The organism is Fluviicola taffensis DSM 16823 (assembly GCF_943372375.1).
Lineage (GTDB): Bacteria > Bacteroidota > Bacteroidia > Flavobacteriales_D > Crocinitomicaceae > Fluviicola > Fluviicola taffensis_A.
Genome location: NZ_CALRYJ010000007.1, coordinates 76,657 through 100,158 on the forward strand (window position 1 = coordinate 76,657; position 23,502 = coordinate 100,158).

Here is a 23,502-nt window from a genome sequence, read left to right on the forward strand (position 1 = left end):
CAGACTGAAGACCAAAGACAGATTTTGTCTCTGGTCTTTTGTCTTTCGTCTAATAGCGAAGCAATCTTATGTATATAGACACCCACACCCATCTTTACTCCGAACAATTCAATGAAGATCGCACGGAAATGATTCGCCGCGCAATTGCTGCGGGAGTTGAGCGCATGTATATGCCGAATATCGATCTGGATTCGGTGGAAGGAATGCATGCTTTGGAGCAACAGTTTCCGGAGAATTGCTTTGCAATGATGGGACTTCATCCCTGTTCCGTTGATGCAAACTGGGAATTGGTGCTGGCAAAAATGAGACTCTTACTCGAAAAAAGACCCTATGTAGCTATCGGGGAAATCGGGATTGACCTGTATTGGGATAAGACATTCGTTGCGGAACAAAAGGAAGCTTTCAGAACTCAGATCAATTGGGCAAAAGAACTTCAAATTCCAATCGTGATCCATGCGCGCGATTCCTTTCCGGAAATCTACGAAGTGCTTGATCAGGAAAACGACGAACGTTTGCGCGGAATCTTCCATTGTTTCACAGGAAACGAACAAGACGTCAAGAAGATCTTGGATTACAAAGGCTTTCTTTTTGGAATCGGTGGAGTGGTGACCTACAAGAAATCGGATCTACCTGAAATATTGAAACACATTCCACTGGAAAAACTATTATTGGAAACCGATGCTCCATATTTGGCGCCAACTCCTTTCCGTGGCAAAAGAAATGAAAGTGCGTATGTTATTCATACAGCTGAAAAGATTGCTGAGATTTTAGATTTACCTTTGAGTAAACTTCAGGATGCAACTACTCACAATGCGGTAAATTTGTTTCATAATTAGCTAACGATTGATTTCCTTCAATCGATTGGAAATACTTTTGGTGGTATCTGATGTGACAGCAGATTTATTGGCAAAATATTCCCATTCTTCAATAACTGATTTTACTTCTTGAATAATTTTCTCACCGTTTCGTATAGAAAAATGCTCTGCCAAACTCATTAATTCTTTTGTTCCGGGATTGATACCATTTCCTGCACATGTCGTACTATGCATTCCATGAGAAGAATATGAGAAAGTTAGGTCGAATGCAGGAGCCAATGACCAATTTCCTTTTTCATCCATCAAGAAAGCAAAGTTCTTAGAATGGTCATCTCTGTTATGAGCAAAAACATTGAAGACAGCTCTACGGAATTGCTGCTCGGTTGCCCGATAGTCGTTGATGAGCCAATTTGTTTCATGGATCAATGCCCCATAATCCAATTGACTGTGCTCGTAATCGTCGTGAAACATTCCTGCAGCAGAGATTAGATGTAACCGATTGTTCTGGTATCTGTCAAAACGTTTGGTTGTAAAGTATTTTTTTCCTGATTTTCCCAAAAGCAATTTGGATTCGGACATCTGTATTCCGGCAGCAATAGCCATTTGATGGTAAGCCATTTCGGAATTGGCAATATCTGCTGAATCAACGGTTGCAGCAAATTTCACTATCCAGTGGGCAAACCCTTCCGGAAGCTTGTTGCTTCCATAAATCAATTCGTTTGTTTCTGAGTTAAAACCGGCATAGATTTTTGGTCTGGCACCACCAGGACTTCCTCCTTTTTGAAACAATTCATCGATAATTTCTTCACTTTCCCCACTGATAATTTCTTCTACCTGATGATTCAGATGATCCAAATCAACGGCATCATTCGAACTTTGATACTCTTCGCAAGGTTTATATATCAAGGCTCCCGGTCCGTTTTCACCCACCAATGAAAGACGATCCAGGGAATTCAATTGTGCGGGAAGTAATTGTTTTGAACTCAGCCACCGCCGCAGAAGCAAGTTCCCCCAAGCATCCGGAAGGGAATCTGCAAAAACACCGAATAGCCCCTGAAAAGGAAAAGTGGATGTTGTTTGAATGGAATCGTTGAACAGGAGCTTTTTAGGAGAAATGTTGAATCCATTATTTAAATACTCTGAGCGATATTTAAATAGAGTGTTTTTTCCGTCCTGCACTAGTTGCCCGACTGGAATTTCCTTTCCCGAAAATTTGATAAACACATCCAATTTTTTCTTGCTTTCCATCAATCATCAAATAAATAGCGTTTACTTTCCAGGTCGTTGAGTTGGAGTAATGAGACAAATTCTTCCAATCTTCCCAATGTTTTAGTCAATTTAAGTAAACTTTCTAATGAAATAATTCCTGTTTGTTCGAATTTACGTAAGGTAGGAGCGGGAACTCCTGAACGATCTGCTAAATCCTGCCTGCTCATTTTCTGTTCTTTGCGTAATGTCCGAACTCTTTCGCCAAGCAATAACATCATTTCTTTGGGTGTTTTTTCTACTCCGTAATTCATAAAAGGATACTATAATATCAAATATATGTAATTTTTGGCTTAATTTGATATTATAATGTCAAATTAATGATATTTAAAGCTGTTATGAAGCAACTACTCAAAATGCGGTAAATTTGTTTCATCCTCAGTAACCAATTTAATTGAAACGCATTATATTCGGAATCTAAACCATTTTTATGCGCTCAATTTTACTCCTTACCATCCTTCTTACAGGAATTTCCTCCTTTGCTCAGAAAAAACTACAGGTACTTCATACGAATGTGAAGTCCTTTCCGATGAAGTTCCCCAGTGATTCTCCATTAACCAAGCATACATGGAGCATTGCGCCGCATTTAAAACCGGATAGCACAGTAGTCTGGGATGAAAAGATCCAATTTATTACAGATGTGGATTCCATTTACATCAAGGTTGACAAAAAACATCCGGTTCGTGATTTCCTGGTGATCTACCAACACAAGGACACGTGCTGGACCCGTGTTCGGTATGAAGAGGTTCCTGATTACAGAGACACACTAAAGAGAGCAGCTAAATACAATCCTTCCGATTTGAGAGCCGTACCCGAATTCACTTACCAGGATTTGAGTAATGCACATTTGCAGGCACTGCGAAAAAAATACAACCTTGATTCCATTGCAGGAGATGCAGGCGATTTTAATCAAATCATCAACCTGATGCATTGGATCCACAACCTGGTGAGACACGATGGTCAGCATGGGAATCCTGAGATCAAGAATGCGGATGAACTCATCAAAGCGTGCAGTGACGGTTCGCGGGGATTGAACTGTCGGGGATTGGCAATTTCACTCAATGAATGCTACCTGGCCATGGGTTTCAAATCGCGCTATGTGACTTGCATGCCCAAAGAATTGGAGTTTGACGATTGTCATGTGATCAACATGGTTTATTCGGAATGGCTGGGAAAATGGGTTTATATGGATCCGACCAATAACGCATACGTAATGGATGAAAAGGGAATGCTCTTAAGCATTGAAGAGGTGAGACAACGATTGATTGACGGTCGGACCCTCATTGTGAACCCGGACGCGAATTGGAATAATGAACAATTTGTCTGGTTGGAGGATTACATCCACAATTACATGGCAAAGAACCTGTATCGTCTCGAATGCCCGGTTTCAAGTCAATACGATTACGAAACAAAACTTCCGGGGAAGAATACGGCTTACATTCAATTGTTGCCGCTTGATGGAATCAATCAGACTCCACAGAAGCAAGACTACTTGAACAAGGAAGTGAATTGCACCGTGACAAATTATATAACCAATAACCCGGAGACGTTTTGGAAAGCACCAAAGCTTGCCAATCCCAAAGCAACGGAATAAAGTTCTTCCCTGAAACTTGCTTTTTCGGTATTTTCAGTGAACTTTGTCGCACACAATTAGATGCGCATGAAGACAACGCCACAAGTACTGGTTATTTATACAGGAGGAACGATTGGAATGGTGAATGATCCATTAACGGGTTCCCTGACTGCCTTTGACTTTGGTGATGTATACAAACATATTCCCGAGTTGGCGCGTTTGAATGTGCAGCTGACTACCCATGCTTTTCCCCATCCTATCGATTCTTCAGAAATGAACCCGCTTTGGTGGAAAGAAATGGCGGAATTGGTGTTCGCGAAATACAATGACTTTGACGGATTTGTGATTCTTCACGGTTCGGATACGATGGCTTTTTCGGCATCTGCTTTGAGTTTCATGTTGCAAGGGTTGACGAAACCGGTGATTTTCACAGGATCTCAATTACCCATCGGAACGATCCGGACAGACGGGAAAGAGAACCTGGTTACTGCCATTGAAATTGCCGCAGCCAAAAATGACGACGGAACTTCCCGCATTCAGGAAGTGGCGATTTATTTTGAATATTCCCTGTATCGCGGAAACCGTACCTCCAAAGTGTCTGCCTCTTCCTTTGAGGCATTCCGCTCACCGAATTTGCGCCCCTTGGCTGTTGCAGGAGTTCATATCGATTACACAGGCGGAACATTTGCGTCTTCCAAAGAACTCGAGTTATTTACCGCTTTCGATTCTTCGGTAGCTTTGATTAAATTCTTTCCCGGGATCAATTGGAACATTTACGAGTCCCTTTTCGACGCCCAAAAAACCAAGGCGATCATCCTGGAAACTTACGGTTCCGGAAATGCCCCTTCCGATAAGCAATTCCATTCCTTGTTATTGAATTACCTGCAGGCAGGAGGAATCGTACTGAATATCACGCAATGTTCCACCGGAAGAGTGGAGCAAGGGAAATACGAAACGAGTTCCTTCTTTGAGAAGAATGGAGTGCTTTCCGGCTTTGATCTGACAACCGAAGCAGCAGTGACTAAAATGATGTATGCTTTGGGCAAAAGTGCCGGGAATGTGGAGGCGGCAAAAGAAATTTTGCAGCAATCGATTTGCGGGGAAGTGACGGTATAGCTGGGCAAATAGATGGATGTCTATGTGTATTGGAAAGTAGATTTCACTCCATTTCGAAGCTGTAATCCTTTAACAAAACGATTCACCCTTTTTTAACTATTAATGCCGGTATTTCTTCCGGAGCAAGTTGATCTTCAACTTGATATTGTCGTAAATAATCCCAAGGATCAATGACGCTGAGCCGATCAACAAAACATGCAAACCAATTCCTGAATAGAAAATTCCACCGATGATCCCGCCGATAAAAAAGAAACTGATGATGGTTAAGCGCAATTTAACCGAAGTGATCAATTTTTTCCGCGTTTCATCTTCCCGGTAGAAAAACAATTGAGAGAGTTCTATTCCCAAGTCTGTAAAAAGTCCTGTGAGATGTGTTGTTCTTACCGTCGCATTGGAAATTCGGGTAACCAGAGAATTTTGTAAACCCATTGCAAAAAGCAGGCTGAAGGCGATGAGATTTGGATTCTCAATGACTAAACCTCCCCCAAATACAGCGATCAATATCAATATCAAGCATTCTATGGACGTAGGAATAATGTAGACATAGTTTTCATTTTTCCTGGAAATGACTTCCACCAGAAAACTGGAAGAAAAGGAACCCAGGAAAAAGAAGAAGATGTATAAAAAGTAAATGAAGCCTTCCCAAAATTTCAATTTGAAAACTTCATCTACAAAAAAAGCAAAGTGCCCTGTCACATTGGTAGTTAGTTTGGCAACTGCTAAAAAACCGGCGACATTGACAATACCAGCGACAAAAGACAGCAAGGATGCAATTTGCAGGTTGTGTTTTGCTGTCCTTGTTTTACCCTGATGAATAAACATGTAATCTCTTCATTTGTGAGATTCGAATGTACGGATTAAGATCTTTGATTATTCAGTGTGTGTTTGAAATCGGAATAATTCAGAGAATAAAGGTAGAAGTGCGGTGTAATTGGGTAAATAGATGGATGTCTATTTGTATTTTACCATCAAATTTTGCAGAGATATGTTTGCGGGGAGCAGACGGTTTAAAAATAGATGGCTTACTAGTCAATCTTGTCTTTCAATCCACCGAAAGTCATAATTCCTGATACTATTAGAACAAAGAAGTACATCAGAAGACAAAACAGATAGAATAAATTAGTAAGATCAATTGTTCCGTATACAAACATAAATGCAATAGATTGAATTAATCCTAATTGCCAGATGGATAATATCAATGTTAGGATGAAAGCAGTGATTCCTGCCAACCTCGATTTAAAGAAAACTAAAATAGGTGGGACGAAAAAAAGTACTGCACATAAGAAAAAAGAGAGGTCTAAAAACCAGGTTGATGATGCGGTTCTTTCCGGACTCCATGTGAACGCTTTAATCAATTGAATATTCCACCCAGTCATGATTCCGGTTAGTACACATCCAAGTATAAAAAGAATAAAGATTAAAATTCTCATACCTCAAATTTAGGATTTAAAGCAAATACAAATTATTTATTCAGGAAAAAGTGTATTTTTGCACTCCACTAAATAGAAGATCAAAGAAACTCAACTTTTTTTGATATTCGAAATAACCATAGAGAGGTGTCCGAGTGGTTGAAGGAGCTACCCTGGAAAGGTAGTATACGGGTAACTGTATCGAGAGTTCGAATCTCTTCCTCTCTGCAAGAATTGATCCCAGGCTTCACAAAGTCTGGGATTTTTGCTTTTATAGCGCTTGGGATTTCACCCCACTTCCCCCTTCAACTTGTTCACTTCTTTCTGAAGCTCATGAACCTGGTCTAACAGATGTTTGATGGTTTCCAAACCTTCCAGGTTGATCTCCAGTTCGTAATGCAGGTGCCTATATTTTTCGAGATCGGAGAGTTGTTCGAAGGTGATAAAAACCGCTTCCTCGGAGCGGATCAACTCAATTAAGCCATGTTCATCCAACTTGTACACGAATGAAGTTTCAATGTTGTAATAAACGCAACATTGTTCAATGGATATCTTATTTGCTGTTTCCATGTTCAGTTGTTTTTACGTTCTTTCGAAAGTTGTTCGACCAATTCCTTTTCCTTCGCTGTCAGACCTGTTGGTATCCGAATCTGGTAAGTCACATACAGATCACCGAATTCACCGTCCTTTTTATACACCGGGAATCCTTTTCCTTTCAATCGGACTTTCGTGCCGTTTTGAGTCTCAGGAGCTACGGGCATCTTCACTTTTCCGGCCAGTGTATCAATGATTTCTTCTCCACCCAACAGCGATTTATAGAGATCCAGGGGAACAGTTGCATACAGATCATTTCCCTTACGGGTAAATGCAGTGTCGTTTTTTATTTCAAAGGTGATATACAAATCCCCGTTAGGTCCGCCGTTTGCACCGGGAGCACCGTGTCCGGTCAATTTTATCTCCTGACCGTTTTCAATTCCAGCGGGTACGGTGATGCGGATGTTCTTTCCATTGACTGTAAAGGTTTGCTTCTGGGTTTTGTAAGCATCGGTGAGATTCAACTGAACGGATGCACGAAAGTCCTGACCTTTGAATTTTGCCTGTCTGCTTCCCCCGCGATTACCGAACATCGATGAAAAGAAATCGGAGTAGTCGCCATCATCACCTGAAAAGTATTCGCCTCCTCCGAATGGATTGCCTTGTTGGGATCCACCGGATGATCTTTGCTGCTTTTTGGCTTGTTCGAATTGCTCCGCATGCTTCCAGTCTTTTCCATACTGATCGTATTTCTTTCTGCTTTCAGGATCACTCAAGACTTCATTTGCCTCATTAATCTGCTGAAAAAGTTTTCCAGCTTCCGCGTTGTTCGGGTTCAGATCGGGATGATGCTTGCGGGCTAATTTCCGATACGCTTTTTTGATTTCGTCCGCAGTTGCATGCTTGTCGACGCCTAAAATTTTGTAATAATCAATGTAGTCCATACGAGTTAGCCTTATGGAGTTAAGTTACGGATTCTGGCAGTAGGATGCAAGCCGGAAAAGATGATATAAATCACCGGAGAAACCGCAAAAAACTGTGCAAAGCATTTTAACTTTTATGTCCTGAATCTGATGGAGTCTTAAATCTCCAAAACTATTTGCATCTTTGATTTTTAATCTGATTTATGAGATCTACAATCATCGAAACCATTGCAAAAATTGAACAGGAGAAAAACATCAAAGTTCTTTTTGCATGTGAAACTGGCTCGCGGGCTTGGGGATTCCCCTCACCGGATAGTGACTATGATGTTCGTTTAATTTATAAACACGAACGCAATTGGTACTTGAGTATTTCTGAGAAAAAAGACAGTATTGAAACCATGCTGAATGATGGTGATTTAGACATTACCGGTTGGGATATTCGCAAGTGTTTGCGCCTTTTGTGGAAATCGAATGGGGCACTTTTGGAAAGATTACAATCACCGATTGTGTATTATGCAGAACCCGGATTTTTGGAATTAATTCGGCCGGTTGCTGATTTATGCTTTTCCCCGATTGCTACGATTTACCATTACTTACATATGGGTAAGAATAGTTTTGATGATATCAAAGACGAAGAACAGATAAAACTTAAAAAACTGTTCTATGCTTTGCGCGCTGCATTTGCCTGTAAGTGGATTTTGGATAAAGGAACAACTCCACCGATTGTGTTCCAAAAAATGTTGGAAGAATTGGAAATAGACGATTCGCTTAAAAAACATATCGAAGAATTGATTCAATTGAAATCAGGAAAGAATGAAAGTTATATTCATCCAAAAGAATCTCAATTGAATGGCTTTATCGAAGAACAGTTTACGAGAGCCGAACAGGAAGCAAATTCGTTAAAAGCTCGTGTAGAAAAGCGAATTGATTTGGACACTTTGTTTTTACAATTGTTGGGAGAAAAGGAATGCTGAGTATTCACACTTTACACGAGGAGAATCAGTATTTACTGCTTAAATGTATCAGTGGAAGCCGTGCTTATGGATTGGATACGCCTCAATCTGACACAGACTACAAGGGGATATTTCTCTCTCCCAAAAAGGAATTCTATGGTTCTGATTTCCAAGATCAGGTTGCCAATGAAACGAATGATATTGTTTATTATGAGTGGAGGAAATTCGTTGACCTGCTAGGGAAAAACAATCCCACGATCCTCGAATTATTGGCAACTCCGTCAGATTCCGTTTTATATAAACACCCGTTGATTGAATCATTGGATGCTTCCGAATTTTTATCCAAATTGTGTTGTCAAACTTTTGCCGGTTATGCACAATCCCAAATAAAGAAAGCACGTGGTTTAAACAAGAAAATCAGCAATCCTATAGAGACTGTAAGAAAGGAAATTCCAGATTTCTGTTTCGTAATTGATGGAATGAATGTGATTCCATTAACACAGTGGCTTGGTACAAGGAATTTGAATGAAACCGATTGTGGCTTGGTGAAAATTCCTCATATGAGAGATGTGTATGCTTTGTTCCACAATTCTCAGGTCAATGAGATCTCTTTGAAGGGGATTTATTCGGGGACAGATTCAAATGATGTATTGCTTAGTTCTATTCCAAAGGGAATTCAACCGTTGAGCCTGATGAGTTTCAATAAAGATGCCTATTCGATTCATTGTAAAGAATATGCGCAATATTGGGAATGGATTGAAAAACGCAATGAAAGCCGTTATCAAAGTACAGTTTCTCACGGTAAAAATTACGATGCAAAAAACATGATGCATACTTTTAGATTACTTCATATGGCTGAAGAAATTGCCAAAGAAGGAAAAATCTTTGTACGCAGAACTGATCGTGATTTCTTAATGAATATCCGGGAAGGGAAATTTGAATACGAAGATTTACTTCTCAAGGCTGAAGAAAAGGTAGAATTAATTGAATCCCTGTTTGAAAAAAGTACACTTCCGCAAGAACCAAATTTGGATAGATTGGAAGAGTTGCTAGTTGAGGTGCGCGATAAATATTATTCATTTTAAAAACAGTAGGGGCGCGATTAATCGCGCCCCTACTGTGTATATTCAAATTAATACGACTATATAAATTTTCTCGTTCAAGAGTTAGGGCTACTGGTAAGCGCCCTAAAAATTTACATTTGTGGGAAATAAAAAATGTTGGTCTTTTAAAAGATTCCTGCAGTTGTTAATTTGCCGCTAAGATCACATCATCCCGTCTTTCACCGATTTGTTGTCTCCACATCGCATAGTACAAGCCTTTTTCGTCTAACAATTCGCTGTGTTTTCCGGTTTCGATAATGACTCCCTTTTCTAAAACGAAAATACGGTCCGCATGCATGATAGTCGACAAACGGTGTGCGATCAGAACCGTAATGTGCTCTTTTTTGTCCGTAATCTCACGGATGGTGTTCGAAATCGCTTCTTCCGTCAAGGAATCCAAAGCCGAGGTTGCTTCGTCGAAAACCATCAATCTCGGTTGACGTAACAATGCTCTTGCAATCGACAAACGTTGTTTTTCACCACCACTCAATTTCATTCCACCTTCTCCGATCACGGTATCCAATCCGTTTTCGCTGCGCGCGATGAGGTTGGTACAAGATGCTTTGCGCAATGCTTCAGTGATATCTTCCTCCGTTGCATCCGGTTTCACGAACAACAAGTTTTCTCTGATCGTTCCGGAGAACAACTGGGTGTCTTGTGTTACAAATCCTAGTTGCTGCTGCAATTCTTCTTTGTCGATTTCTTTACTGCTGACTCCGTTATAGGTAATATCACCGTTTGGAGCACTGTACAAACCAACCAATAATTTCACCAAGGTACTTTTACCGGATCCACTTGGGCCGACGAAAGCGATGGTTTCTCCTTTATTTACTTCAAATGAAATGTTACTTAAAGCGTCGTAAGAAGCAGTTTTGTGACGGAATCCTACATTTTGGAAAGCCAATTTTTCAATCGCATTCAATTTGGTTGGACTTACTGGTTTTTCCTCAATAGGAGTATTGATGATTTGCTCAAAGTTGTTCAAAGATGCTTCTGCTTCACGGTAGGAGATAATCACGTTTCCAACTTCCTGTAAAGGTCCGAAAACAAAGAAGGAATAGAAATTCAATGAAATGATCTGCCCGGGTGACAAGACATCTCCGAATACGAGATACATCAGGAAGAACATGATGGATTGGCGCATGAAATTCACAAAAGTTCCCTGTATGAAAGAAATACTTCGGATTTGACGCACCTTTTTCAATTCCAATAACAGAATTTTACGTGTTGTATCGTTCAGACGTTCTGTCTCTTGTGTTGCCAATCCTAAACTCTTTACTAACTCGATATTGCGCAAACTTTCCGTCGTACTTCCTGCCAATTGATTGGTTTCCTTCACAATGGTGGTTTGTACTTTCTTAATGCGTTTGGATAGTTTATTGGTAATGAAACTTAGAAGCAATGCAGATCCAAGATAAACGGGGATCAATCCGGGATGAACGCTTGAAGCGTAGACGATTACAAAGACCAAACCGACCAAAGAAGTAAACAGGATATTTACAAAATTCATGATGAACTTCTCATTGTCGCCCCGAACTTTTTGCAGAATGTTTAATGTTTCACCACTTCGCTTGTCTTCGAATTCACTGAATGGAACCTGAAGGGTGTGTTTCAACCCATCGGTATAAATATCTGCACCCACTTTCTGAATAACGAGATTCACAGTATAATCCTGGAATGCTTTTGCAATGCGGCTGACCATTGCAGCACCAATTGCCAGAGCGATTAGAGAACCAACTCCAATCAGAAATTCATTTTGAGTGAATCTTTCTTTGTGTAAGGCATATTTATCTAGAAGTCTCCCGAAGATGTAAGGATCTAATAAGGAGAAAATCATGTTGATACTGGCTAGTATCATGGAAAGGAAAACGAGTACCTTGTAACGTTTTAAATAGGATACGAGTATTTTCATAGAAATCTAAAATTGATGTTTTTTCCTGAAGAATGAATGTTTATTGAAAAAATTTGGCGTCTGAATTGTTATTTCAACAGGAGATGCAAAAGTAATAAAAAGTTGGGAAACAATAGGGCAGGGACACTTTATAATTGTCCCTGCCCGGTATAGGTCTCGTATCGAAAAAAAAACTTATCAGAACTCCAAACGATAGCTCAATATCGGGATCAACGATGTTTGGTACCAGTACTTTACTTCTCCGGTTTTGTCATTGAAATATTGCCCTCCGACATTTTTCCGATTCGTTGTATTCTGAATGTCAAGCGCAACGGTACTAGTAATCCGTTTGTAGTTGCGTTTCAGACTTAAGCGGATATCCAATCTGTAATAATCGGGCATTCTTTTTTGATAGGTTTGCGCTGTGACGTATTTTGTTTCGCCGGCTGCGATTGATGCGTTCAGATCTATCGGTGTATAACGGAAGCCTCCGACGTATATGGATTTAATATTGCAACCAATGGTTCGCTTCTTTTCCTTGTTTTTCAAATTCCATTCTTTCCCAATAGTTAAGGAAGTAGCGTAATTGGTATTGAACCGTGTATCATACCAAGCTCCATCAGCCCCTTTGTATTTGGATTCATAAAGTGAAGCAGACAGTAAATAATAGAGATTTTTGAACAGGAACCGCTCATAAGTCAATTCCACACCATAATTTCTCCCAAGTCCCGAATTACTGAGTGATTCAGAGGGAAAACCATCCGTAGAATTTAAGATCGAATAGGTACTTGTGGGATCTTTACTGATAGGGATACCAAATAAATGCTGGTAATACACTTCCGTTTTGATGTGTTCGTGTTCGTTCAGGACAAAATCATAGCCGAAAACAGCATGATGTGCTTTGCTCAGCTTCAAATCCCGGTTCGGAAGCGTCCTTACTCCATTGTCCGTATTCTCCACAAAGTAAACACCTATTGGCTGCAGCTGGCTGTGCAAACCATAACCCAGAGTAAGATGGTGTTTCGGATGAATGTCATAACGCATGGATGCCCGTGGTTCAAGCGAATTACTGTTGTTCAGGAATAGCTGAAAGTAATGAACTCCGACATTCGCTGTCAGCTTTTCAGTGATGTGGGTATTCCATTGAAAAAACACTTGCATGGTTTCAGTTCCGCCTTTCTCATTGATCTGTTCCAATAGAACGGTTGAGTCGCCCATGTCGCTTTGTTTTAAGCTATAGCCAAGATGGTTCAGGATAAACCCGGTTCGGATGTTGTTTTTTGCGTTTATCTTTTGAGTGTATGTACTTGAAAGTGTCAGTTTGTTCTGCACAAATCGCTGCTCGTATTCGCGCGTAAGGGAAGAATAATCAAGCCCCAATCTGTCCTGTTTATAGCCATTTTCAGTTCCGGAAAATACCAAAGCCGTTTTTAAGTATGATTTGTTTTTGAAAAGTTTGGTATTGGTAACTCCGACCGCTCCGGTATTACTGTAAAAATTGGTATTTAACCGGAGAAAATCGTCTTCCTGCCAGCGCACAGAATCCTTTTCTGCAGTGGTTGTCTGGTAGCTCAATCCACCAAAACCAAATAGGGTGAACTTCCCCAGCTTCCTGGTCGGGAGATAAAAATTGAATGACAGGTCCTGGAAATTGGTATTTGCATCTCCAATCGGAATCCCTATTTTTCCGAGTATGTTTAATGTCGAATAGCGGTAATTAATGAGGTATGACCCTTCATATCCTTTTTTGAACGGACCTTCGGCAGCCACATCCATTCCCAGAATTCCGAGTTGAACGGTGTATTCCCGCTTTTCATTATTCCCCTTTCTCAAACGCAGGTCGAATACACCGGAAAGTGCATTTCCATATTCTGCGGCAAAAGCCCCGGTCGAAAAGTCTGAATTACTCAAAAGCTGTGCACTTAAAATAGAGATTCCGCCGCCGGCAGTTCCCACATTCGAAAAATGGTTCGGGTTCGGAATTTCCACACCTTCCATGCGCCACAAAAGACCGTTTGGTGAATTTCCACGAATCGAAATATGATTGTTACCGTCACCCGCAACTACCACGCCTGCAAAAGAGGTTGCCATGCGAGCCGGGTCGTTGACCGCAGCTGCGAACTTCTGTGTCTCTTCCACGGAAAACGTTCGGGTACTGACAGTGGAAAGTTCGTTCAAGGGTTTGTTTTTATCTGTTTTGGCAGTAATCACCACTTCATTTATTTTTTTTAGGTCTTCTTCCATGTTGATAGTGAGAACCAATTCTTTTCCGGCATTCACCGTGACATTCTGCATCACAACCGGTTTGTAATCGAAAGCAGTGATTTCAATGGTTCTGCTTCCCACCGGAACACGCGACAGGTTGAACCGACCGTTCTCGTCTGTTACGGCATGAATAACAGAATCTAATCCGGTTATTTGAATGACCGCTCCCGGAATGGAAGACTGGGAAATATTGTCGACAACTGTGCCTCGAACCGTTTGTGTTTGGGAGAAACAGGTATTGACAATAAGGCATAGCAATCCTGATACGAAGAATTTCGTTAATGTTTTTTGAAACATGATTTTTATTTTTTGTAATTATGAATCCTTTGGTCATCACCCGTATGCGCGCGATTAATCGCCTGCCCAAGAGGTTCCTGAATTTTTATATGTGGATTACCGACCCCGAACCACTGATGGTTGTATTCACAGCAGGATTCCCCCTGTATTTGATATCACCGCTTCCGGAAATGGTCGCATTTAACTGATTTAAGACCCAAACGGAAACAGATCCTGACCCACTGATCTTCACTTTTGAAATGTTCGCAGTCAAATTGTCCATTTCAATGTCTCCGGATCCGCTTATTTCCGCTTCTTCATTGGTTACCGCTCCGCCAGAAATGGAGATGTTCCCTGAACCGCTGATGTCGGCATCCAAATTGCCTGCCGTGAGACCGGTAATCCGGATATCGCCAGAACCACTTATTTCCAATTCGAGACCGGTAGTTGTAAGCATTCCTGTAGATTCAAAATTCCCGCTTCCATCCAAATCAATTTTACGTAGATCAGGGGAATGGATAATGATTTTAATTCCATTGTGCTTGCGAATCCATTTACGGGAATCAATCTTCAATTCTCCTCCCTCGATTTCAGTTGTAATCACATCCAATACATTTTGCTGTGCCGAAATCTCTACGAAATAAACCGAGTCCTGCGTATAAGTTACGTCTGCATTGATAGACAATGAAATTTTATCAAAACCACTCAAATTACGTGTTTCGGTAACAGTTGCTCCTTTTCCCTTAATTGAATTAAACAGGTGTTTTTTACAAGATGTAATTGAAACTGCCAGAACCAAAACCACCAGGATCATCCATTTTAAATTTTTCATAAAGACTTTTATTTTGTTAGTTATCTCTATGACAACTGAAGGAAGGTTTACCCCTATTTGATGGTGTGTTTTTTGAAAAAAAACGAATTTTAGGTTTCTCCCCTTGAGGGGAGATCAAGAGGGGTGGAGGGATTGATGATAGGTAAGCCACCCTCCTTAGTCCTCCTTACAACTTTCGCACTGACGTTTGTCGTTGTTACGCCTTCATCCGCCGCGACGGACTCTTCTCAAGGGAGGAAACTTTAATTTCCCTCCAAGGAAACAAAAATAAAATCTAGGTGGTTCAAATCTAAAAAAACCGCAAAGCAAGTTTTGCACCAATCCACAACTGATTGGAATAATTACCAGCAACGGAATTCTCAAGGGTTTTCTGACTGATCTTACTCCAGATGGGATCCATTTCCGGGTCGGTAGTTTCGCTGCTGTACCAGTTCAAAGTTGGTCCGGCGGCAATACTGAAGTTCTTTCCAAAGCGGTATTCAATCCCTATGAAACTTTTCGTCAGTAGGTTGTAGCTAAAGGTGGTGTTATTTAAATACAGTTGCTGCGCCGTCAGGTCCAGATCCAAATACCATTTCTTTCCTAGTCGAACGGCGGATCCCACTCCGTAACCAAAGGTCCACAAGGAACGTCCTCCGGCAATTTGTACTCCACCCAGGAGTATATTGTGGAACGCATCCACACCGGTCCGGAAACTGAGAGTGGTCAGTAGATTCTCATCCGAGGCAAGCTCCACTTTGTGGTATCCGGTTTTTACAAAACTTAAAAATCCGACCGGTATTCCGGTGATTGAATCGGCCACATTGAGGAATCCAAGCTGTGACCCTTTGACCTTTCCTGCTCTGTTGAGTAACCCCGAAAGCTGGAAACCATGGATCACACGGGCAGAATTGACCAATCCGGAGATCTGAGCTCCGGAAACCGTATCGCCAACATTGGCAATTCCGGCAATCTGACCTCCAAATACATTTTTTGAATGATTGTAAATCCCTGCTACCTGAACTCCTTTCGTATAGGAATGGTTCAAATTCGCAATTCCACCAATCTGAACGGCAGTTACTGTGTCCTTCACCAAATTGGCAATTCCGGCAACCTGAACGGACTTCACTTTCCCACGATCAAGATTGACTAAACCAGCAACCTGAACCCCGTTCACCTCTTTTCCAACAGTATTGATCAAACCTCCTACCTGCACTCCGGTCGATGTTCCTGAAACCAGGTTAGCCAAGCCGCCAATCTGCACATATTTCACGTTTCCGTAATCGAAATTGACCAAACCACCCAATTCAAAAACGTCAATTCCCTTGGATGAACCAACCAGTAGATTAAATGAAAATTTATTCACGGTATTCACCGAAAGCAGGCGGTTGGTACTGATCGGTGGGAACAATGAAAACGAAACATTGGTGAATAAGGTGTCAGAAATGTTTCTCAGGTTTGCACGACGCTCTCCGAATCGTTTCCAAAACGGGCTTATAACCGGAGTCGTGTCCTTAATCAAAGTTTCTGCCGGTTTCACAGAGTCAATAGAAAGCGTTACCCGGATAGAATCATTCATTAGGACACTTATGGGCGCCGATTTTGGCTGCAGGTAAATGACAAGTGTATTCTGCTGTTTCGATACGATCACAACGGTGGTATCTTTAAAATCTTCCTTTGCTACCGAAATCGAAAGTACATCGGCAGTTTTCGGGAACGACATGTTGAAATAGCCATATTCATTAGTGATAGCCGATTGCTTAGGCTGCCTCAGATAGACACTGGATTCGACAATTTCCGTTGAATCCTCCGCATTCAGGATGTAGCCGTTCACAACGATCGTTGATTTACTTGCAACCGCATTCTCCGGCTTCGGTTTGGTCACCGATTTGCAATTCACGATCACGTATTTCCCTTTCAGTTTCCAGGTACAATTTCCATTATTGAAAAGGGTATTCAAAACTATCCGAAGAGGCTGTCTATCAAACTTTACCGATATTCGTTGCTTGTCGTCGAAACCGGTATACGAGAACACTACTCCGGTTTGGTTCGAGATCAGTTTGAATAATTCTTCGTATGCATAGGTTCCAGATCGGATAATAACATCCTTCTCCAAATAAGGAGTTTGCGCGTTTGATTGAAAAACGGCAAAACAGCAAAGGGAAACAATACTTAAAAAACGGATCATTGGTTGCATGCCATTCCTTTAATCAGATATCCATTATTCTTTTCCCTGATGATGGTGACTTCGAGTGTTTGAGAGATCACTGTTAAAACGGTCTCCAATTCTTCATTCAAAAATTCCGTCGTGATCCGGCAATTATTCAACTCCGGATTATCAATTCGAATGTTCACCTTATAGGTTTTGTTGAGAATGAGAACCACGTCCTCCAATCGCTGATCATCCAATATGATCGTTTTATACTTTGCTTTCAGGTCCTCTGTCAGAATATCCAGTTTCAGCTCCCCGCTGGAAATAACATAATGAGCACTTTCATTGGCATGAAGCGTGAGTTGCATCCCTTTGTTGTCATAGATGACCACAATCCCTTCATCCACGCGGACATAAATGGTGTCGTCGGCTGTTTTCACATCGAACTTTGTTCCGAGATCTTTGATATGAATCGGTCCGGCATCAATGATGAACGGAAGCTTCTCGCTGTGTTTTACAGAGAAATAACCGGAACCTTTCAGTGTTACCGAACGGTCTTTCTTTCCATAACCCGCCGACAATTCCACACTGGAATGGGCTGCCAGCTGAATATCCGTTCCGTCATTCAGTTCAATATTCTTTTTTCCCTTTCCGGCAATAAAAACAGTCGTTTCCCCGCCTGAGTTCATCAGATAGATAACCGCTCCGAAAGAGAGGATCAGTATGGCAGCAACGGCAGAGATCCATCCGACAGCAAGTTTTCGAACCGGAGCTTGTGCTAGTTGCCCCTGAACTTTTGTCCAGGCAGTATCTGTTGAAACGGCTTGCTCTACCAAACCGAAAGCTAAGGCACTTTGTTCGAAATACGTTTTATTGTCACTTGATTCAGCAACACAGTCTTCCAGGAACATTGCTTCTTCGGGGCTCGCTTCGCCTGTGAGGAATTTGCCAATCAGCGCATCCATGTCATGTACTATTTTCATAAAGTTTGAATGAAAAAAAGGATGAGTAATGGCAAATAGTCTTTCAACTCTTCGCGTACAATTTTGAGGGCTTTCCCCATTTGATTTTCTATGGTTTTCACCGACAAGCCTAATTGGTCTGCAATTTCCTGATAACGCAGTTGTTCAAAACGGCTCATTTTAAAGATGCGTCCGCATTGTTCGGGCATATTTTCCACTGCCACTTGAATCCGTTCATTGAGTTCATTCACCTGGACCGGATCAGAAGAATCATGTTGAACAACTGTCGCTTTTAAGTCTTCTGCATAACCAGCGCGAATTTTCAAATGTTTGATCTTATTCAAACAGGCATTCTGAACAGACTTGTATAAAACTGCCCGGATAGAGGTATGAATATCTAATTGCGTCCGCTTTTCCCAAAGAGAAACGAAAACCTGCTGAACAACGTCCTCCGCTTCATCTGAATCTTTCAGAAAGGTGCTGCCATAGCGAACCAGCGGTTTATAATAATCGCGAAATACCATTTCAAATGTGTTTAAATCTCCTGTCACAACTTGTGTTATCACTTGTTTTTCTTCCACCCCGGTGTATTTCACTAGGGCAAAGTTATCATCTTTTATTTTAAGACAACCGAGAATCAATTTACCCCTATTGGGATAGCGATTTTTTTGAAATGGTCTAATTTCAAAAGTGGTAGGACATAAAAAAACCTTCTTTCCAATGCCTATTCACATCGAAAGGAAGGTTCCTTTTTATTATTGGGGTGTAACTCAAACTTAGTGATCTGCCACAACTGCTTTCGCACCTTTTTTGTAGCGGATCAGGAATACGACAGGAATACAGATCAGGATCAGGCAGGCAACCATGAAGAATCCGTGGTTGTAACTTATCAACATCTGTTGTCTGGTCATCAGTCCTTCCATTTGGCGATTGGCCATTTCAGTAGCTTGAACCGAATCGAATCCTTTTGAAAGGAAATTTTGAGTAAGCAATTGAATGCGTTCGGAAACGGCATCGCTGTATTGATTGATGTAACCGATCATGTTTCCGCGAACCAAGGCGTTGGTGTTTGTCAGATACACATTGATCAAAGCAATCCCAACCGATCCACCCAGCTGACGGATCATGTTTGCCAAACCGATAGCCTGTGGCATATCCTTCGGATTCAATCCTTGAACTGCCAGGGAAAGAATCGGAGACATCATAAAGGCCATTCCGAAACCACGCAATACGAATGGTAAATAGAAATTACTTTCCGAAGAGTCGGGTGAAGAGAATGCCAGCATCATCACGAAAGTGAAAGTCATTCCAACTCCGAAGAGGATAACCGTTTTCGGATTCATTCCACCTCCGAGCAATCGACCGACCAATGGCATGGCGACGGCTGTACAAAGTGCCCCAGGAATCATAAACATACCCGTTTGAGTAGCTGTCCAACCCAGTGAGATTTGTACGAACAAGGGGAAGATAAACACCGTCCCAAAAAGCATCAACCCGAGTAAGAAGTTCATAATGGAACCCATGATCATGTTGTAGTTCTTGTACAGTCGGATGTTCACTGCAGGGTAATCAATCTTTAATTCCCGAATGATGAAAGCAGCCAAACTCGCCACCGCAATAATGGTCATTGCAGTGATTTCATGACTTTCAAACCAGTCTTCAGCGGTTCCTTCCTCCAGAACGTATTGGATCGAACCGACCGACATGACCAGGAACAAGATTCCCCACCAGTCGATCTTCCTGGGCTTGACGGCCCCGGGTCGATTGGTCACATAGCGGAAACTTAAGATAGTTGCAGTAATTCCGATTGGAATATTCACGAAGAAAATCCAATGCCAGGAGAAATTATCCGTGATGTAACCACCTAGAGTTGGCCCGAAGGTTGGTCCAAGGATTAGTCCCATCCCGAAAATAGCATTCGCTGTAGAGATTTTTTCCGGAGGGAAGGCTCCGATGATAATGGATTGTGCTGTTGAAAGCAAACCACCACCACCTAAACCTTGCACGAATCGCCAGAAAACAAGTGTCCAAAGATTGGTGGAAAGACCACACATCAGAGACGCTATCGTAAAGATCACAACGGAGCCGGTAAAGTAATTTCGACGACCGAAGAAGTCGCTGAGCATACTCGTCAGTGGGATGATGATCACGTTTGAAATAGCATAAGCCGTTACGACCCAAGCAATTTCCGTTGTTGTTGCACCTACATTCCCACTGATTTCACGTAATGAAACGTTTACAATGGTTGTATCGAGTAACTCGAGAATGGCACAACTGATTGCCGTGATGACCAAGATCCACTTTTCTGCTCCCGTCGGATAAACGATAGGGGTTTTTAAAGCTGGAGCTCCTGTCATTAGTTAACTTTTACAGATACATACGCGCTTAATCCGGGGAAAAGGATTTTCAATTCCTCTTTCGTCAAATGATCAATCGTAATTTTTACCGGAACACGCTGTACAATTTTCACGAAGTTTCCGGTTGCATTATCAGGAGGCAATAAGGAAAATTTTGCTCCTGTTGCACCTACGAATGAATTCAATTTACCGGATAACTTGATGTGCGGATATGCATCAACTTTGATTTCAACCGGTTGACCGATTCGCATGTTTTCCAATTGTGTTTCCTTGAAGTTTGCACTTACCCAAAGGCTGGTGTTGTCAATTGCAGAACAAACCGACTGACCTGTTGAAACATATTGTCCCACTTCAATGCTTCTTTTTGAAACGATTCCGTCACAAGGAGCTTCAATGGTAGCGTAATCCAATTGTGTAACAGCCAATTTCAATTCTGCTTCACGTTGACGGATCATTGCTTCAGCCAAAGAGATCATCGATACCTGACCCATTGCCTGAGATCTGACTCCTGCAGATTGCGATTGCGACACTTTCAATTGTTTCAATGCGGAGTCGTATGTAGCCTGGGCAACTTCCAATTCCGCGTTGCTGTTATCCAGTTCCGATTGTGTTGCTGCTTTTGCCGCGAACATGTTTTTTGTACGCTTGTTGTCTTCTTTTGCTTTATTCAATTTTGCTTTCGCCGAGTTGATAGTCTCTTGTGTTGACTCAGTGGAGAACATGGCAGCACTTGCACTTTGGTTGGAAGCCATTGCATTGCTTTTCATTGCACCTAAGTTTGCTTTTGCATTTTCCAAAGCTGCTTCCGCCTGAGCTACTTTTGCCTTGTATTCCGTGTCGTCAATAACTACTAATAACTGACCTTTTTTCACTTCCTGGTTGTCTTCAAACAAGACCTCTTTGACATATCCTGAAATAGATGTGCGAACAGGAATGATGTTTGCGTCTAACTGTGCATTATCCGTTGATTGCGTGTTTCCGCCCATCATGAAAATCACGATTCCCACGACAACTGCTATTACGATACCTCCAACAACGAATTTCATTTTAGAGCCTTTTCCCTTTTTTTCTTTTTTGTTTTCCTTTTCCATGAGTGTTTTGAATTAAAATTTGATTGAACCTGATGTTGCGTTGATTGTTGAAATGGCATTCATTCGTCTGATTTCGTGAACTTTCTTGTTGAGTTTTGCTTGAAGTTCAGCATTCAATTGAGACAAATAGTTTACGACGGTGATCTTGCCATTTTCCATTTGTGATGTTGCAGTGGTTGTGACGCTGTGTCTTTTTTCAATGATCACATCGTCTTTTTCGATCATCTGGGCAAGCGCACTTAATTGAGCCGTTTGTGTATTCAGAGAAGACTCGATGTTGAATAAGAAAGCTTCTTTTTGAATGTCGATCAGGCTTTTGTTCAGTTCAACTTTCGTTTTCTCTCTTTTCAATCCGTACAAAGAACTGATGTTCCAACGAACGGTCAGGTTTGCACTTCCGAAGAAACGCAATTCCTGGTTAATGAAGTTTGGACCCGGGCGACCGTAGTTTCCTGCAGCTCCAACAGTTACTCTTGGAATTGCATTGACATTGATCTGTTTGAAACGTGCGTCCAACAACTTCGCTTGAAGATCGAAAATTTTCATTTCCGGACGTTGAATTTCAATTCGTGCGGCTGTTCCTCCAATTGGAGTTTCTGCAAGAACCGTGTTTTCATCAACCGGTTTGCCGATGTAGAGTGTCATTGTCTTGTAAAGTCCTTCCAATTGAAACTTGGATTCGATGATGTTCTGCTCAGTCTTCAGGATTTCTGCTTCTAACTCATCCAATGAACTGGATAGTACCAATCCATTGTCAACCCCGGCCTTCATGTTTTTAGCTCTGTTCGACAAGTCTTCTTTGTAGAGTTCCAGGATTCGCAAATTCTCGCGACCTAATAGTACATTGACATACAATTGATTTACCCGTTCAACCAATTTATAAAGCTCCACCTCATTTTGTTGAATGGTCAATTCAGAACTCAATTGTTCTACGCTGTGTTGCGATTTTGTGAGTCCACCATCGATGATTGTTTGCTCTAAGCTTAAGGAGGTCAAATAAGCATCGTGAGGAAACTTCAAATCCATTCCCGGGAAATCGAATTGAACGACCTCTGTATTGTAAGTTGCCTGTCCTAAGAATGAAAGTTTAGGTAGCCAGTTTTCACGGATTCCTTTTTCATTTTGTTCTGTCTGTTGTAGGGTAATTTCGTTCTGCTTGATTAATGGGTAGTTTTTCTTGGACCAAGAAATGCACGAGTCCAGTGAAATGGAGTTTTGCGAAAACCCAATCCCTGCTGTAGCAATGCTTAGTACTGTAAGTAATTTGCGCATAATTGTTTGTGTTATTGAAGTTTGAAGGAAATGAACTCTTTGACGGATTGTTTGATTTGGTCTTTTGCCTCAATATCCCAGTTGTATCCGTGTTTTTTCAGGATTACCTTGTAAAGCGGAGACGCCAAAAATGGATAAGCGCAAAGAGAATGCAGATTAACCATGAAAATTACGGGATCGAAAGGCTTCAGCTCGCCCTTTTCAAATGCTTCTTCCAGGGATGGAATCAAGGAAGCTTTTTGTTGTTTGATGTGTTTCACCTTTTCATGAAACATCTCCGGGTTGATGGAAATCTCCTTGATGATGAACATCGACATTTGAGGGTATTCGGTAAAGAACTCGAACATGTTGTCCACATAAAGCATCAAACGCTCTTTGATCGGAATGGACTTCTCTCCGATAACAGTCATTTGAGAGAAATATTTTTCCAATGCTCCGTCAAAAACAGCGTCAAATAATTTCTCTTTGCTTCGGAAGTAATAGTGAAGTAATGCTTTGTTTATTCCCGCTGTGTCAGCAATATCCTGCATGCGTGCACCGTAAAGACCATACTTCATAAAAACCTCTTTGGCAGCCTCCAAGATTTTTTCTTCCGTTGTTGAATCTTTTAATCCCATAGTTTAATTATTAAGTTTAACCATATGGTTAAACTGTTTTGCAAAACTACGTACTTAATTTTATTTCACGCTACTTGAATTGAAAAAAATTACTTAATAAGATTTAACAATCTGTA

21 protein-coding genes and 1 tRNA gene are annotated in these 23,502 nt (G+C 41.3%); 6 read left to right on the plus strand and 16 right to left on the minus strand.

Translation table 11 applies throughout. From position 1 onward, the window contains the following. Positions 1 to 68 precede the first annotated feature (68 nt). Positions 69 to 836 carry a TatD family hydrolase gene (locus tag AAG807_RS11390; protein ID WP_341903799.1) on the plus strand — a complete coding sequence of 256 codons (768 nt, stop codon included), beginning with the start codon at positions 69 to 71 and terminating at the stop codon, positions 834 to 836. Here the strand turns inward: AAG807_RS11390 and AAG807_RS11395 are convergent, their stop codons facing one another. Together AAG807_RS11395 and AAG807_RS11400 are read right to left on the minus strand one after the other, a co-directional pair. Continuing rightward, the gene (locus AAG807_RS11395; RefSeq protein WP_341903801.1) at positions 837 to 2,063 is read right to left on the minus strand and encodes a type II toxin-antitoxin system HipA family toxin; all 1,227 of its coding nucleotides are present in this window, start codon (positions 2,061 to 2,063) and stop codon (positions 837 to 839) included. It lies immediately after the preceding gene. Then, complete coding sequence (locus tag AAG807_RS11400; protein WP_341903803.1) at positions 2,063 to 2,335, minus strand: helix-turn-helix transcriptional regulator; 273 nt, start codon at positions 2,333 to 2,335, stop codon at positions 2,063 to 2,065. Before AAG807_RS11400 ends, AAG807_RS11395 begins: the two co-directional genes overlap by 1 nt. A gap of 176 nt (positions 2,336 to 2,511) precedes the next feature. Here AAG807_RS11400 and AAG807_RS11405 point away from each other — a divergent pair, with 176 nt between their 5' ends. Both AAG807_RS11405 and AAG807_RS11410 read left to right on the plus strand, forming a co-directional pair. Further along, positions 2,512 to 3,675, plus strand: a complete 1,164-nt coding sequence (locus AAG807_RS11405; RefSeq protein WP_341903805.1) for a transglutaminase domain-containing protein — start codon at positions 2,512 to 2,514, stop codon at positions 3,673 to 3,675. Positions 3,676 to 3,741: 66 nt separating this feature from the next. Then, the gene (locus tag AAG807_RS11410) at positions 3,742 to 4,770 is read left to right on the plus strand and encodes a type I asparaginase (protein ID WP_341903807.1); all 1,029 of its coding nucleotides are present in this window, start codon (positions 3,742 to 3,744) and stop codon (positions 4,768 to 4,770) included. A 99-nt stretch (positions 4,771 to 4,869) separates the two neighbouring features. On the opposite strand, the gene AAG807_RS11415 is transcribed toward AAG807_RS11410, so the two are convergent. Together AAG807_RS11415 and AAG807_RS11420 are read right to left on the minus strand one after the other, a co-directional pair. Beyond that, on the minus strand, positions 4,870 to 5,592 hold the full coding sequence (locus AAG807_RS11415) for a YoaK family protein (protein ID WP_341903808.1): 723 nt from the start codon (positions 5,590 to 5,592) through the stop codon (positions 4,870 to 4,872). Between the two features lie 203 nt (positions 5,593 to 5,795). Next, complete coding sequence (locus tag AAG807_RS11420) at positions 5,796 to 6,200, minus strand: hypothetical protein (RefSeq protein ID WP_341903811.1); 405 nt, start codon at positions 6,198 to 6,200, stop codon at positions 5,796 to 5,798. Between the two features lie 120 nt (positions 6,201 to 6,320). Here AAG807_RS11420 and AAG807_RS11425 point away from each other — a divergent pair. Next, positions 6,321 to 6,407: transfer RNA gene (locus AAG807_RS11425), tRNA-Ser, on the plus strand. Positions 6,408 to 6,467: 60 nt separating this feature from the next. Here AAG807_RS11425 and AAG807_RS11430 read toward each other — a convergent pair. Both AAG807_RS11430 and AAG807_RS11435 read right to left on the minus strand, forming a co-directional pair. Next, entirely contained in the window at positions 6,468 to 6,749 is a 282-nt protein-coding gene (locus AAG807_RS11430) for a chaperone modulator CbpM (protein WP_341903813.1), read from the minus strand. Between the two features lie 2 nt (positions 6,750 to 6,751). Further along, on the minus strand, positions 6,752 to 7,657 hold the full coding sequence (locus tag AAG807_RS11435) for a J domain-containing protein (RefSeq protein ID WP_341903815.1): 906 nt from the start codon (positions 7,655 to 7,657) through the stop codon (positions 6,752 to 6,754). Between the two features lie 182 nt (positions 7,658 to 7,839). On the opposite strand from AAG807_RS11435, the gene AAG807_RS11440 reads away from it, so the two are divergent. Beyond that, complete coding sequence (locus AAG807_RS11440) at positions 7,840 to 8,610, plus strand: nucleotidyltransferase domain-containing protein (protein WP_341903818.1); 771 nt, start codon at positions 7,840 to 7,842, stop codon at positions 8,608 to 8,610. Continuing rightward, positions 8,604 to 9,674, plus strand: a complete 1,071-nt coding sequence (locus AAG807_RS11445; protein WP_341903820.1) for a nucleotidyltransferase domain-containing protein — start codon at positions 8,604 to 8,606, stop codon at positions 9,672 to 9,674. Before AAG807_RS11440 ends, AAG807_RS11445 begins: the two co-directional genes overlap by 7 nt. A 163-nt stretch (positions 9,675 to 9,837) precedes the next feature. On the opposite strand, the gene AAG807_RS11450 is transcribed toward AAG807_RS11445, so the two are convergent. The 10 genes from AAG807_RS11450 to AAG807_RS11495 all read right to left on the minus strand — a co-directional run bounded on the left by AAG807_RS11450 (position 9,838) and on the right by AAG807_RS11495 (position 23,386). Further along, positions 9,838 to 11,604, minus strand: a complete 1,767-nt coding sequence (locus AAG807_RS11450; RefSeq protein WP_341903823.1) for an ABC transporter ATP-binding protein — start codon at positions 11,602 to 11,604, stop codon at positions 9,838 to 9,840. Positions 11,605 to 11,781: 177 nt separating this feature from the next. Further along, positions 11,782 to 14,145, minus strand: a complete 2,364-nt coding sequence (locus AAG807_RS11455) for a TonB-dependent receptor (protein WP_341903825.1) — start codon at positions 14,143 to 14,145, stop codon at positions 11,782 to 11,784. 85 nt (positions 14,146 to 14,230) lie between these two features. Continuing rightward, positions 14,231 to 14,956, minus strand: a complete 726-nt coding sequence (locus AAG807_RS11460) for a head GIN domain-containing protein (RefSeq protein WP_341903828.1) — start codon at positions 14,954 to 14,956, stop codon at positions 14,231 to 14,233. A 289-nt stretch (positions 14,957 to 15,245) separates the two neighbouring features. Beyond that, positions 15,246 to 17,132 carry a hypothetical protein gene (locus AAG807_RS11465; RefSeq protein WP_341903830.1) on the minus strand — a complete coding sequence of 629 codons (1,887 nt, stop codon included), beginning with the start codon at positions 17,130 to 17,132 and terminating at the stop codon, positions 15,246 to 15,248. Then, a complete protein-coding gene (locus AAG807_RS11470; RefSeq protein WP_341903833.1) occupies positions 17,120 to 18,070 on the minus strand; it encodes a FecR domain-containing protein in 951 nt (316 codons plus the stop codon). Before AAG807_RS11470 ends, AAG807_RS11465 begins: the two co-directional genes overlap by 13 nt. Then, a complete protein-coding gene (locus AAG807_RS11475; RefSeq protein ID WP_341903835.1) occupies positions 18,067 to 18,645 on the minus strand; it encodes an RNA polymerase sigma-70 factor in 579 nt (192 codons plus the stop codon). The genes AAG807_RS11470 and AAG807_RS11475 overlap by 4 nt, the downstream gene beginning before the upstream one ends. 180 nt (positions 18,646 to 18,825) lie before the next feature. Next, positions 18,826 to 20,406, minus strand: coding sequence for a DHA2 family efflux MFS transporter permease subunit (locus AAG807_RS11480; RefSeq protein WP_341903837.1), 1,581 nt, complete (start codon positions 20,404 to 20,406; stop codon positions 18,826 to 18,828). Next, complete coding sequence (locus AAG807_RS11485; RefSeq protein ID WP_341903840.1) at positions 20,406 to 21,497, minus strand: HlyD family secretion protein; 1,092 nt, start codon at positions 21,495 to 21,497, stop codon at positions 20,406 to 20,408. Before AAG807_RS11485 ends, AAG807_RS11480 begins: the two co-directional genes overlap by 1 nt. Positions 21,498 to 21,509: 12 nt before the next feature. Further along, positions 21,510 to 22,769, minus strand: coding sequence for a TolC family protein (locus AAG807_RS11490; RefSeq protein WP_341903841.1), 1,260 nt, complete (start codon positions 22,767 to 22,769; stop codon positions 21,510 to 21,512). Positions 22,770 to 22,780: 11 nt separating this feature from the next. Then, a complete protein-coding gene (locus AAG807_RS11495) occupies positions 22,781 to 23,386 on the minus strand; it encodes a TetR/AcrR family transcriptional regulator (RefSeq protein ID WP_341903844.1) in 606 nt (201 codons plus the stop codon). Positions 23,387 to 23,502: the final 116 nt, after the last annotated feature.